12 protein-coding genes are annotated in these 13,117 nt (G+C 59.9%); 9 read left to right on the top strand and 3 right to left on the bottom strand.

What is annotated here, in order from left to right:
* The first annotated feature begins 3 nt into the window (after positions 1 to 3).
* A complete protein-coding gene (gene nuoN, locus BFV63_RS15115) occupies positions 4 to 1,461 on the top strand; it encodes an NADH-quinone oxidoreductase subunit NuoN (protein WP_003861500.1) in 1,458 nt (485 codons plus the stop codon).
* A gap of 163 nt (positions 1,462 to 1,624) precedes the next feature.
* Here nuoN and BFV63_RS15110 read toward each other — a convergent pair whose 3' ends face one another.
* Complete coding sequence (locus BFV63_RS15110; protein WP_003859465.1) at positions 1,625 to 2,629, bottom strand: chemotaxis protein; 1,005 nt, start codon at positions 2,627 to 2,629, stop codon at positions 1,625 to 1,627.
* A gap of 64 nt (positions 2,630 to 2,693) precedes the next feature.
* Entirely contained in the window at positions 2,694 to 3,611 is a 918-nt protein-coding gene (gene rnz, locus BFV63_RS15105; RefSeq protein WP_048240438.1) for a ribonuclease Z, read from the bottom strand.
* Between the two features lie 71 nt (positions 3,612 to 3,682).
* Between rnz and BFV63_RS15100 the strand changes: the two genes are divergently transcribed.
* From BFV63_RS15100 to menE, 8 genes are all read left to right on the top strand, one after another.
* Entirely contained in the window at positions 3,683 to 4,147 is a 465-nt protein-coding gene (locus BFV63_RS15100) for a GNAT family N-acetyltransferase (RefSeq protein WP_048240439.1), read from the top strand.
* A gap of 50 nt (positions 4,148 to 4,197) precedes the next feature.
* Positions 4,198 to 4,503 carry a stress response protein ElaB gene (elaB, locus tag BFV63_RS15095; protein WP_017693006.1) on the top strand — a complete coding sequence of 102 codons (306 nt, stop codon included), beginning with the start codon at positions 4,198 to 4,200 and terminating at the stop codon, positions 4,501 to 4,503.
* An 86-nt stretch (positions 4,504 to 4,589) separates the two neighbouring features.
* Positions 4,590 to 5,885, top strand: a complete 1,296-nt coding sequence (menF, locus tag BFV63_RS15090; RefSeq protein WP_048240440.1) for an isochorismate synthase MenF — start codon at positions 4,590 to 4,592, stop codon at positions 5,883 to 5,885.
* 88 nt (positions 5,886 to 5,973) lie between these two features.
* Entirely contained in the window at positions 5,974 to 7,644 is a 1,671-nt protein-coding gene (gene menD / locus BFV63_RS15085) for a 2-succinyl-5-enolpyruvyl-6-hydroxy-3-cyclohexene-1-carboxylic-acid synthase (RefSeq protein ID WP_045345840.1), read from the top strand.
* Positions 7,641 to 8,417, top strand: coding sequence for a 2-succinyl-6-hydroxy-2,4-cyclohexadiene-1-carboxylate synthase (gene menH / locus BFV63_RS15080; RefSeq protein ID WP_045345841.1), 777 nt, complete (start codon positions 7,641 to 7,643; stop codon positions 8,415 to 8,417). The genes menD and menH overlap by 4 nt, the downstream gene beginning before the upstream one ends.
* Positions 8,414 to 9,271, top strand: a complete 858-nt coding sequence (gene menB, locus BFV63_RS15075; protein ID WP_023314580.1) for a 1,4-dihydroxy-2-naphthoyl-CoA synthase — start codon at positions 8,414 to 8,416, stop codon at positions 9,269 to 9,271. The genes menH and menB overlap by 4 nt, the downstream gene beginning before the upstream one ends.
* Positions 9,271 to 10,236 (top strand): o-succinylbenzoate synthase, encoded by a 966-nt coding sequence (menC, locus tag BFV63_RS15070; RefSeq protein ID WP_048240441.1) that lies wholly within the window; start codon positions 9,271 to 9,273, stop codon positions 10,234 to 10,236. Before menB ends, menC begins: the two co-directional genes overlap by 1 nt.
* Positions 10,233 to 11,594 carry an o-succinylbenzoate--CoA ligase gene (gene menE, locus BFV63_RS15065; protein ID WP_048208315.1) on the top strand — a complete coding sequence of 454 codons (1,362 nt, stop codon included), beginning with the start codon at positions 10,233 to 10,235 and terminating at the stop codon, positions 11,592 to 11,594. The genes menC and menE overlap by 4 nt, the downstream gene beginning before the upstream one ends.
* On the opposite strand, the gene BFV63_RS15060 is transcribed toward menE, so the two are convergent.
* On the bottom strand, positions 11,595 to 13,109 hold the full coding sequence (locus BFV63_RS15060) for a tripartite tricarboxylate transporter permease (protein ID WP_003859445.1): 1,515 nt from the start codon (positions 13,107 to 13,109) through the stop codon (positions 11,595 to 11,597).
* Positions 13,110 to 13,117 lie beyond the last annotated feature (8 nt).

The following is a 13,117-nucleotide window of genomic DNA, read 5'->3' as shown; positions in this document are numbered from 1 at the left end:
GCCATGACAATAACTCCACAACAACTGATCGCGCTGCTACCGCTGCTGATCGTCGGATTGACGGTGGTGGTTGTGATGCTCTCCATTGCGTGGCGACGCAATCACTTCCTGAATGCGACCCTGTCCGTTCTGGGTCTGAACGCTGCGTTAGTCTCCCTCTGGTTTGTTGGCCAGGCGGGAGCGATGGACGTCACGCCGCTGATGCGCGTTGACGGCTACGCCATGCTCTACACCGGTCTGGTGCTGCTGGCGAGCCTGGCAACCTGTACCTTTGCGTACCCGTGGCTCGAAGGATACAACGACAACAAAGAAGAGTTTTACCTGCTGGTACTGATTGCTGCACTGGGCGGCATTCTGCTGGCGAACGCGAACCACATGGCCGCGCTGTTCCTTGGTATTGAGTTGATCTCACTGCCGCTGTTCGGCCTGATTGGTTACGCCTTCCGTCAGAAGCGCTCTCTGGAAGCGGCTATCAAGTACACCATTCTGTCTGCTGCCGCGTCGTCGTTCCTGCTGTTCGGTATCGCGCTGCTGTATGCACAGACGGGTAACCTCTCCTTCCTGGCCATCGGTAAGAGCCTCGGCGACGGCATGATGCATGAGCCGCTGCTGCTGGCGGGTCTGGGCATGATGATTGTTGGCCTTGGCTTTAAACTCTCTCTGGTTCCGTTCCACCTGTGGACGCCAGACGTCTACCAGGGTGCGCCTGCACCGGTCTCTACCTTCCTGGCGACGGCGAGTAAAATCGCTATCTTCGGCGTGGTTATGCGTCTGTTCCTGTACGCCCCGGTGGGTGACAGCGAAGCGGTTCGCGTGGTGTTGGGCATTATCGCGTTCGTTTCTATCATCTTCGGTAACCTGATGGCGCTGAGCCAGACCAACATCAAGCGTCTGCTGGGCTACTCCTCTATCTCCCATCTGGGTTACCTGCTGGTGGCGCTGATTGCGCTGCAAAGCGGTGAAATGTCGATGGAAACCGTGGGTGTGTATCTGGCCGGTTACCTGTTCAGCAGCCTCGGCGCGTTCGGCGTGGTGAGCCTGATGTCCAGCCCGTACCGTGGCCCGGATGCAGATTCCCTGTTCTCCTACCGTGGACTGTTCTGGCACCGTCCGATTCTGTCTGCGGTAATGACCGTGATGATGCTCTCTCTGGCGGGTATCCCAATGACGCTGGGCTTTATCGGTAAGTTCTACGTGCTGGCCGTCGGTGTGCAGGCGGGTCTGTGGTGGCTGACGGCGGGTGTCGTTATCGGCTCCGCGATTGGTCTCTACTACTACCTGCGCGTTGCCGTGAGCCTGTACCTGAGCGCGCCTCAGCAGCTCAACCGCGATGCGCCGTCCAACTGGCAGTACAGCGCCGGCGGTATCGTGGTGCTAATCTCCGCGCTGCTGGTGCTGATCTTCGGTATCTATCCGCAGCCGCTGATTGATATCGTGCAGCGAGCGATGCCGCTGATGTAAAAACAAAAAACCCGCCTCGGCGGGTTTTTTATTGTTTTCTCCCTCTCCCCGTGGGAGAGGGCCGGGGTGAGGGCACCAGCCCGCACAGAGTAAAACATGCCCAGGGCGCTACGCTTGCAGGGCATACGGGTCTTGTAGGTCGGGTAAGCGAAGCGTCACCCGACTAAGCTAACTGCTTCCTGCTTATAAGCGGCCCTTCAATCTTCTTCATCGAGCGGTCCAGCACCTCTTCAATCACCGACGATAGCTCATTTAGCTCAAACTTCGCCACATAGCCGTCCGCCTTCACTTTGCGAATATGATCTTCGTTCGCGTTGCCGGAAAGAGACGAATGGATCACCACCGGAATATCTTTCAGTACCGGGTCGGTTTTGATTTTGCGCGTCAGCGTAAAGCCGTCCATCTCCGGCATTTCGAGGTCGGTCAATACCAGGGCAATCTTATCGGTAACGGGGACGCCCTCAGCCTGAGCCTGCGCGGCCAACTGAGTGATTTTCTCCCACGCGTCTTTGCCGGTGATATGCAGCTGGGCCGGGATCTCCATCGCCTGCAATCCCTTCTCCAGCATTGAGCGCGCCACTTTCGAATCTTCTGCAACAATCGCGACAGAGCCAGGCTTGATGTTGAATTTGGTGGTTTCCAGATGGGTGGCGTGCAGATCGTGGTTCGCCGGGGTGATGTCGTACAGGATCTGCTCCACGTCCAGCACCATCGCCAGATCGTTGGTATCCGTCTTCTCGTCCAGGCAGGCAATGCTGGTAATGTAGCGACCGCTGACGGCAGTTTCCGCAGCATGCACCTGCTTCCAGTCCAGACGCATGATGTTTTCCACCGATTCCACAGCAAACGCCTGCACGCTGCGGGCATATTCGGTGATCAGCAGGATGTTCAGCCCGGTGGCTGGCTTGCAGCCGGCGACGGCGGCCAGATCGATCACCGGGATCACCTGGTCGCGAATGTTCACCATCCCCATCAGCGGAGACTTCATTCCCGCCGGTTTGGTGAAGGTCGGCATCGGCACAATTTCGCGCAATTTGAACACGTTGATGCCGAACAGCTCGGATTTATTTTCGTTCAGAGAGGTGCCAAGACGGAACAGCAACAGTTCAAAACGGTTGGACAGGGTCAGGTTCGCCCTGTCATCAATATCTTTCTGGAAATTATCCATTCTACCCTCAAGAGAAATGCTGGCCTTTTAATCGTTATCGGCACGCTGAGGGAAAAATGAAGGACTAAACGCTGACCTGAGCAAAATCTTCCGCCAGCTCGCATGCCGGAAATACTTCCCGACACTCTGCCAGCAGGCTTTCAGCGCCGCGGACGTCATAGCGTGAGCTGACGTGAGTAACAATCAGTTTCCGGACGCCAGCCTCACGCGCCAGCTGCGCCGCCTGACGCGTTGAGCTGTGCCCCCGGCTGTTGGCTTTTTCTTCCATCGCCGCTTCCAGCGTCGCCTCATGCACCATCATATCCACACCCCCGGCAAGCCTGAGCGCCGAAGCGCAGGGGGCGGTATCCCCAAAAATAGCCAGTTTTTTGCCTGGCTGCGGCGGCGCGAGGTAATCCTGACCGTTGATGACGCGCCCGTCTTCCAGCGTGACGGTCTCGCCGTGCTTCAGACGCTGGAACAGCGGGCCAGGTTTCACCCCATCGGCCTGCAACGCGGCGGCGTTCAGCGCACCGGGCTTGTCATGCTCCTCAACGCGATAGCCGTAACATTCCACCGGATGGTTAAGCGGGTAAGCGCGCACCAGGTAATCTCCGTCATCGAACACCAGACCCTCGCCGATCTCTAACACCTCCAGCGGATAATCGGTCCACGAGCCGCTCAGGCGCAGCGTGGTTTCAACGAATTCCTGAATACCCGCGGGGCCATAAATGGTCAGCGGGTTAGCGTTACCGGCCATCGAACGGCTGCACAGCAGGCCCGGCAGGCCAAACAGATGGTCGCCGTGCAGATGGGTGATAAATATTTTATCCACTTTCCCCGGGTGGTATGAGGTATGCAGCAGCTGATGCTGCGTACCCTCGCCGCAGTCGAACAGCCACAGCCCACCGCGGGTAGGATGCTTAAGATCCAGCAGAATCGCCGTCACGTTTCGTGAGCGGGTTGGTACCCCGGCGGACGTACCCAGAAAAATCAGTTCCATAACGCAATCAGCCCTTTGCCGAATGGGAAGGGGTTTAGTATAACGTGATGAACCCCAGGAAGGAGAAACACATGATCCAGTGGCAAGATCTACACCACAGCGAACTGACCGTGCAGTCACTCTACGCCCTGCTCAAGCTGCGCTGTGAAGTCTTCGTGGTTGAACAAACCTGCCCGTATCAGGATATCGACGGCGATGACTTAATCGGCGAGAACCGGCACATCCTCGGCTGGCGCGATAACGAGCTGGTGGCGTATGCGAGGATTCTGAAAAGCGAACAGGATTTTGACCCTGTCGTCATTGGGCGCGTCATTATCAGCGGCCGCGCGCGCGGTGAAAAGCTGGGCTATCAGCTGATGGAAAAAACGCTGGACGCATGCCAGAAACAGTGGCCGGACAAGGCGTTATACCTGGGCGCGCAGGCGCATTTGCAATCATTCTATGGCCATTTTGGTTTTACCCCGGTCACGGACATTTACGACGAAGACGGCATCCCACACATCGGCATGGCACGCGAAGCGAAACAGGCGCAATAGCAATACGTTGTCTATAGTTACCGGACTGGTGTACTAACATGGAGAAAAATATGTCATTTCAATCCTGGGATACCCGAGTCGACGACGACCTGACGCTGCTAAGCGAAACGCTGGAAGAAGTGCTGCGCTCTTCAGGCGATCCTGCCGATCAGAAGTACATTGAGCTCAAAGCCCGCGCCGAGCAGGCGCTGCATGACGTGAAAAACCGCGTCAGTAACGCCTCCGACAATTACTACTACCGCGCCAAACAGGCGGTTTATCGTGCCGACGATTATGTGCATGAAAAACCGTGGCAGGGCATTGGGGTCGGTGCGGCCGTAGGGCTGGTGCTGGGTCTGCTGTTAGCCCGTCGTTAAGCCGGTAAACCACTCCCTACACGTGGGTACTGCTATTTATCGCCAGTACCCCGTATAATATAAGGCTTTAACAGGGAGAGGTTCGCGTGCACTCGATTTTCCTCGCGCTGCAAAGCCTGCGCACTCAGCTTGCGCAAGCATTGCCTGCTATACCCGGTTTACGCCATTTCGATGTCTCTTTCCCGTTAAACGACGCCTTCGATCCGCTGGCCTGGCTGGGTGTGCAGCGATGCTATCCTCAGTTTTACTGGCAACAGCGCAGCGGCGATGAAGAACTTGCCGCCCTCGGAAGCCTCGCCCAGTTTGATTCTCTGGCTTCGGCCTCGCGGTTTTTGCATGCCCATGACGTAGCCAATGACACCCGTATCTGCGGCCTGAACGCCTTCAACCCGGCGCAGGGCAAGCTGTTTTTACCGCGCCTTCTCTGGCGAAGGTCTGGCGGGGTCGCCACGCTGCGTCTGCAACTGTGGAGCGAAACGTCGCTGCGGGAAGATGCCCGTGAGGCGCTGAATTTTGTCGATAACCTGCGTGACGCCGCGCCGATCCGCCCGTTGTCCGTGCAGATTGTGCAGGAAACCCATCATCCGGAAAAACCGGACTGGCTGGCGTTGATTCGTCAGGCGACGGATACCCTTGCTCGCGGCGATTTTGAGAAAGTGGTGCTCGCACGTGCTACAGACATTCAGTGCCAGCAGCCCGTGAACGCCATCGCGCTGATGGCTGCCAGCCGCGCCCTAAACCTCAACTGCTATCATTTTTGTATGGTCTTTGACGCCAGCAATGCCTTCCTCGGCTCGACGCCCGAGCGCCTGTGGCGGCGACGCGGCACGCTGCTGCGCACTGAAGCGCTGGCAGGCACCGTCGCCAGCCATTCTGACGATAAGCAGGCCCAGCGTCTGGGCGACTGGCTGATGAACGACGATAAAAATCAGCGGGAAAATATGCTGGTGGTGGAAGATATCTGCCAGCGTCTTCAGCACCATACCCGGACGCTGGAGATCCTGCCTGCGCAGGTGCTGCGTCTGCGCAAGGTGCAGCATTTACGCCGCTGTATCTGGACCGAACTTAAACAGCCTGACGACGAACAGTGTCTGCATATTTTGCAACCGACGGCGGCGGTGGCCGGGCTGCCGCGACAGGCGGCCCGAGAATTTATTGCGAAAGTCGAGCCGTTTGACCGGGAGTGGTACGCCGGTTCGGCGGGCTATTTATCGCGCGATCAGAGCGAATTCTGTGTGGCATTACGCTCCGCCCGCGTTCACAACGCTGCGCTGCGTCTTTATGCGGGGGCGGGCATCGTCAGCGGCTCCGATCCTGAGCAGGAGTGGCAGGAGATCGAAAACAAGGCCGCCGGGCTGCGTTCCCTTCTCCTAAGGGATTAATACTGATTCGTGCAATCCCGATTCATATCAAAATTCTGACTTTTTCTATTATTTATACTGTGTCGCATTCTTGATACTGGACAATCTCATGTCAGTAAGTTCTTTTAACCGACGCTGGGCGGCGGTGATCCTTGAAGCCCTGACCCGTCATGGTGTCAGGCATGTGTGTATTGCCCCGGGCTCTCGCTCCACGCCGCTCACCCTTGCTGCCGCGGAAAACCGGGCTTTTATTCACCACACCCATTTTGATGAGCGTGGTCTGGGCCATCTGGCGCTCGGGCTGGCGAAAGTCAGTAAAGCGCCCGTGGCGGTGATCGTCACCTCCGGCACGGCGGTGGCGAACCTCTATCCGGCGCTGATTGAAGCGGGATTAACCGGTGAAAAGCTGATTTTACTCACCGCCGACCGTCCCCCGGAACTTATCGACTGCGGCGCTAACCAGGCTATTCGTCAGCCTGGCATTTTTGCCTCGCATCCTTCACAGACGGTCTCGTTGCCGCGCCCCACCCAGGACATTCCCGCCAGCTGGCTGGTCTCAACCCTCGACCACGCCATGAACGCACTGCGCAGCGGCGGGCTACACATTAACTGCCCGTTTGCCGAGCCGCTGTACGGTGAAATGAACGATACTGGCCTCGTCTGGCAACAGCAGCTGGGAGACTGGTGGGAGAGCGAAAAAACCTGGCTGCGCGAGCAGACGCATCTGGAAAGCGCTAAACAGCGCGACTGGTTCTTCTGGCGTCAGAAGCGCGGCGTGGTGATAGCCGGGCGGATGAGTGCGGCGGAAGGTAAGCTTGCGGCGGAGTGGGCACAAACGCTTGGCTGGCCGCTGATTGGTGACGTGCTTTCCCAGACGGGCCAGCCGCTGCCCTGCGCCGACCTCTGGCTGGGGAACGCGAAAGCGGTCACCGAGCTGGCGCAGGCGCAGATTGTCGTCCAGCTGGGATCGAGCCTGACGGGGAAGCGTCTGCTCCAGTGGCAGGCCACCTGTACGCCTGAAGAGTACTGGCTGGTGGACCCGCTCGAAGGACGCCTTGACCCGGCGCACCATCGTGGCCGCCGCCTGGTGAGCGATATTAACAGCTGGCTGGAATTGCATCCGGCGGAAAAACGCAAACCCTGGGCGGTGGAGATCCCGGCGCTGTCACGTCAGGCGTGGGAACTCACCAAAGCGCAGTGCGAGGCGTTCAGTGAAGCCGGGCTGGCGCACCATATCCGCAAATATCTTCCCGAGCAGGGACAACTTTTTGTCGGTAACAGCCTGGTGGTGCGCCTGATTGACGCCTTTTCGCAGCTGCCGGCGGGTTATCCGGTGTACAGCAACCGGGGCGCGAGCGGCATTGACGGCCTGATCTCCACCGCCGCTGGCGTACAGAGGGCCAGCGCGAAATCCACGCTGGCGATTGTGGGGGATCTCTCAGCCCTCTACGATCTCAACGCGCTGGCGCTCCTGCGTCAGGCGTCGGCCCCGTTCGTGCTGATTATTGTGAACAATAACGGCGGGCAGATTTTCTCGTTGCTGCCGACGCCGCAAAGCGAGCGTGAGCGCTTCTATCTGATGCCGCAAAACGTGCAGTTCGAACACGCCGCCGCCATGTTCAGCCTGAAGTACCATCGCCCGGAAAACTGGGACGCGCTGGAGACGGCGCTGAACACCGCCTGGCGGCAGCCTGGCGCGACGCTCATTGAGCTGGTGGTAAACGATGCTGACGGCGCGCAGAAGCTGCAACATCTGCTGGCGCAGGTGAGTCACCTGTGATCCTCGCAGGCGTCACCCAGCCAGGAAATCCAGGCTACCCCTGGCTGGTTTTCCTGCATGGTTTTTCCGGCGACTGTCGCGAGTGGCAGGCTGTCGGGGCGTCGCTGCATGACTACCCCCGGCTCTACCTTGACCTGCCCGGGCACGGTGGTTCAGCGGATACTGACGTGACGGGGTTTGCAGAGTTGAGCGATTTGCTCACGCACACCCTTTTTAGTTACAACATACTAAAGTGCTGGCTGATAGGGTACTCCCTCGGCGGCCGCATTGCGATGTTCCATGCCTGCCAGCATCCAGCGGGGTTAGACGGGGTTATTGTGGAAGGTGGACACCCGGGCCTGCAAGACCCCGATGCGCGCCAGGCGCGGCTGACCTCTGACCGCCGCTGGGCATCACGTTTACGCAGTGAGCCGCTGGAGGCCGTCTTTGCCGACTGGTATCAACAGCCGGTCTTTGCCTCCCTTACTGATGAACAGCGCAAGGCGCTGATCGCGCTGCGCAGCCGGAACAACGGCCCGAGGCTGGCAGAGATGCTGGAAGCCACCTCGCTTGCCGTTCAGCCTGATTTACGTCCCGCGCTCACCGCGCGTGATTTTTCTTTTGACTATCTCTATGGCGAACGTGACGGGAAGTTTGCAGCTATCGCCGCTGAACTTAACGCCACGCGTCATGCTATCCCTCACGCCGGACACAACGCCCACCGGGACAACCCGGAAGCGGTTGCCGCGAGTCTGGCTCAGATACTGCGTTATCGAACAAAGGACACGCTATGATCTATCCTGATGAACACATGCTTTACGCGCCGGTTGAATGGCAGGACTGCTCCGAAGGCTATACCGACATTCGTTACCACAAATCCGCCGATGGTATCGCCAAAATCACCATCAACCGTCCACAGGTGCGCAACGCGTTTCGTCCGTTGACCGTAAAAGAGATGATCCAGGCGCTGGCGGATGCCCGCTATGACGACACTGTCGGCGTCATCATCCTCACCGGGGAAGGGGAGAAAGCCTTCTGCTCCGGCGGCGATCAGAAAGTCCGCGGTGACTACGGCGGATACCAGGATGATGCGGGCACGCACCACCTGAACGTGCTGGATTTCCAGCGCCAGATCCGCACCTGTCCAAAACCGGTGGTCGCGATGGTGGCAGGGTATTCCATCGGCGGCGGTCACGTGCTGCACATGATGTGTGACCTGACGATCGCGGCGGAAAATGCCATTTTCGGTCAGACTGGCCCGAAAGTCGGCTCTTTCGACGGCGGCTGGGGCGCGTCCTATATGGCGCGCATTGTCGGCCAGAAAAAAGCCCGCGAAATCTGGTTCCTGTGCCGTCAGTACAATGCGCAGGAAGCGCTGGATATGGGGCTGGTTAACACCGTGGTGCCGATCGCCGATCTGGAAAAAGAGACCGTGCGCTGGTGTCGCGAAATGCTGCAAAACAGCCCAATGGCGCTGCGCTGCCTGAAAGCGGCCCTCAACGCCGACTGTGACGGTCAGGCGGGCCTTCAGGAGCTGGCGGGCAACGCCACCATGCTGTTCTATATGACCGAAGAGGGTCAGGAAGGGCGCAACGCGTTCAACGAAAAACGCCAGCCGGACTTCAGCAAATACAAACGGAACCCGTAATGCGTCGCGCGCAGGTTTACCGCTGGCAGATACCGATGGACGCGGGCGTGGTGCTGCGTGAACGGCGGTTAAAAACCCGTGACGGCTTTTTCATGCATCTCCGGCAGGGCGAGCGGGAAGGGTGGGGCGAAATCGCCCCGCTTCCGGGCTTTAGCCTGGAAACGCTCGACGAGGCGCAGGCCGCGCTGATGGCCTGGACGCACGCCTGGCGCGAGGGAGAAGATCCGGCGCTGCCGGACGTTCCTTCCGTCGCGTTCGGCATCAGCTGCGCGCTGGCAGAGCTGGACGGCAGTTTGCCGGAGGCGGCGAACTATCGCGCCGCGCCGCTCTGTACTGGCGATCCGGATGAACTTTTCGCGCTCCTTTCCGCGATGCCTGGCGAGAAGGTGGCGAAAATAAAGGTCGGCCTGTACGAAGCGGTGCGCGACGGGATGGTGGTTAATCTGTTACTGGAAGCCATTCCCGATCTGCACCTGCGCCTGGACGCCAACCGCGCCTGGACACCGCTCAGGGCGCAGCAGTTTGCGAAGTACGTCAACCCGGCGTACCGCAGCCGCATCGCGTTTCTCGAAGAGCCGTGCAAAACGCGCGACGACTCTCGCGCCTTCGCCCGGGAAACCGGCATCGCCATCTCCTGGGATGAGAGCCTGCGCGAAGCCGATTTCGCGTTTGCCGCCGAGCCGGGCGTCAGGGCCGTGGTGATTAAGCCAACGCTGACCGGCAGCCTCGACAAGGTGCGCGAGCAGGTTGCTGCGGCCCATGCCGCAGGGCTGACGGCGGTGATCAGTTCATCCATCGAATCCAGCCTCGGCCTGACGCAGCTGGCGCGCATCGCTGCATGGTTAACGCCGGACACCGTTCCCGGTCTCGATACGCTAAACCTGATGCAGGCCCAGCTGATTCGCCAGTGGCCTGGCAGCACCTTGCCGTGCCTCGACGTCGGGGCGCTGGAGCCATTGCGATGAGTTTTACCGACTGGCCGTGGCGGCACTGGCGCACCCGGCGTGCCGATAAACCCGCGCTGCGTTTAGACGATGTAACGCTCAGTTGGACTCAGCTGGGCAAGCGTATCGATCGTCTGGCAGCCGGTTTTCAGTCTCAGGGCGTTGCTGACGGTGACGGCGTCATGCTGCTCGCCCACAACCACCCGCAGACCCTGCTGGCCTGGCTGGCTCTGCTTCAGTGCGGCGCCCGCATTTTGCCGGTGAACCCTCAGCTTCCCCGTCCGCTGCTGGACGTCCTCCTGCCGCAGATGACCCTGCGTTTTGCGCTGGTGCTTAACGGTGAGTATGACGGTCTGCCCGCGCTGGCATTAAGAGAGGGCGAGGGGCAGGGGGGCGTGACGTGGCGGGCAGAACGACTGGCCTCAATGACGCTCACCTCCGGCTCCACCGGTTTGCCAAAAGCGGCGGTGCACACCTGTGCCGCCCACCTTGCCAGCGCAAAAGGGGTGCTGGCGCTGATGCCTTACGGCGAAAGCGACGACTGGCTGCTCTCTCTGCCGCTGTTTCACGTCTCCGGTCAGGGGATTTTGTGGCGCTGGTTACAGGGCGGAGGCCGTCTCACCGTACGCGAAAAACAGCCGCTTGAGCAGGCGCTACAGGGCTGTACCCACGCCTCGCTGGTGCCAACGCAGCTGTGGCGACTGCTTAATTCACACCATCCCGTCGCGCTGAAAGCCGTGCTGCTCGGCGGGGCGGAAATCCCCGTTGCGCTGACCGAACAGGCGCGCGAGCAGAGGATCCGTACATTCTGCGGCTACGGTCTGACCGAGTTCGCCTCCACCGTCTGCGCCAAAGAGGCCGACGGCGCGCCGGACGTGGGCAGCGCGCTGCCGGGCAGAGACGTTCAGGTGGTAAACGGTGAAGTCTGGATCCGGGCGGAAAGCATGGCGGCGGGCTACTGGCGAGACGGCGCATTATTGCCGCTGGTCAATGCGCAGGGCTGGTTCGCCACCCGCGATCGCGGCGAGTGGCATGACGGACGCCTGACCATTCTGGGCCGAATGGACAATCTCTTTTTCAGCGGCGGAGAAGGGATCCAGCCGGAAGCGCTGGAGCGCGTTATCGCCACGCATCCGCAGGTAAGCCAGGCGTTTGTCGTTCCGCTGGATGATGCTGAGTACGGGCAACGTCCGGTGGCGGTAGTGGAATGCGAGCCGGGCACGGATATCACGCTGCTGCCGGAGTGGGTTCAGGGCAGGCTGGCGCGCTTTGAGCAGCCGGTACACTGGCTGGCGCTGCCGTCAGAACTGAAAAATGGCGGGATTAAAATCTCCCGCCAGGCGTTAAAGCAGTGGGTCAATGCCCTGTTGAGGGGCTAATCAGCCGATATCCGGCTGCGGTTTGTGCTGGCGTCGACGGATCCAGCGCAGCACCGGCGGCACGACAATCACCATAATCGCCATTGCCAGCAGGATCTTCGTTACGCTGCTCTCCCACAGGATCCCCATGTTGCCGTTGCTGATGGAGAGGGCGCGGCGCAGGTTCTGCTCCAGCATTTCCCCCAGCACAAACCCTAAAATCAGCGGCGACATCGGGAAGTGCATCTTGCGCAGAATGTAGCCCAGCACGCCGAGCAGCACCATCAACACCAGGTCGAAGGTGGTGCTGTGCACCGCGTACACCCCAACCGCAGAGACGGCGGCGATGGCCGGGACCAGGAACCACAGGGGAATGGTCAGCATGCGGGTGAACAGGCCGATCAGCGGGATGTTCATTACCAGCAACATCACGTTGGCGATCAGCAGGGCGGCAATTAAACCCCAGACGATATCGGGCTGCTCGGTAAACATCGCCGGACCCGGGGTGATGTTATAGAGCGTCAGCGCGCCCATCATTACCGCCGTGGTGCCGGAGCCCGGCACGCCGAGGGTCAGCATCGGGATAAACGAGCCGCAGGCCGAGGCGTTATTCGCCGCCTCCGGCGCCGCCACGCCGCGGATATCGCCTTTGCCGAAGCTGTCGCTGTTACCGCTCAGCTTTTTCTCGGTCATGTAGGTGATGGCGCTGGCGATAGTAGCCCCCGCGCCGGGCAGAATGCCGACGAAGAAACCGATCACCGACGAACGCAGGGTGGCACCCACACACTGCGCCCCCTCTTTGGCATTAAAGAGCATACGTCCGGTTTTACGCACCAGCGTCTGCCCGCTGCTGGTATGTTCCAGCATCAGTAAGATTTCTGAGACAGAGAACAGACCAATCACCACGACGATAAACTGCACGCCGTCGGAGAGATGAACGCTGTCGAAGGTAAAACGATAAACCCCGGTGTTGGCATCCACGCCGACGGTGGCCAGACTGAGGCCAATCAACGCAGACAAAAACGACTTCAGCGGATTCTGCGCCATCATGCTGCCGAGACAGGCGATGGCGAACACCATCAGGGCAAAATACTCGGCCGGACCAAACGCCAGCGACCACTGGGCCAGCGCCGGGGCGAAGAGGATGATGCCGCCAATGGCGATCAGGGAGCCAAAGAACGAGCTGACGGCGGAAATAGAGAGCGCCACGCCGCCGCGTCCCTGCTGCGCCATTGGATAGCCATCCAGCGCGGTCATAATGGCGGCGGCATCGCCGGGCACGTTAAGCAGAATCGAGGAAATACGCCCCCCGTATTCGCAGCCGATATAAACCGTCGCCAGCAGGATCAGCGCCGATTCCGCAGGCAGGTGCAGCGCAAAGGCCAGCGGCAGTAAAATCGCCACGCCGTTGATAGGTCCAAGGCCCGGCAGCAGGCCGACGATGGTCCCGACGAAACAGCCGATCAGGGCGATCACCAGGTTTTCCGGGGTCATCGCTACCGCGAACCCCTGAGAGAGATAGATCCAGGTATCCATAGCGTGCT

This window comes from Enterobacter hormaechei subsp. xiangfangensis (assembly GCF_001729785.1).
Lineage (GTDB): Bacteria > Pseudomonadota > Gammaproteobacteria > Enterobacterales > Enterobacteriaceae > Enterobacter > Enterobacter hormaechei_C.
Note: the sequence above shows the minus strand (reverse complement) of the source record. Positions and strands in the feature narration are given on the sequence as shown.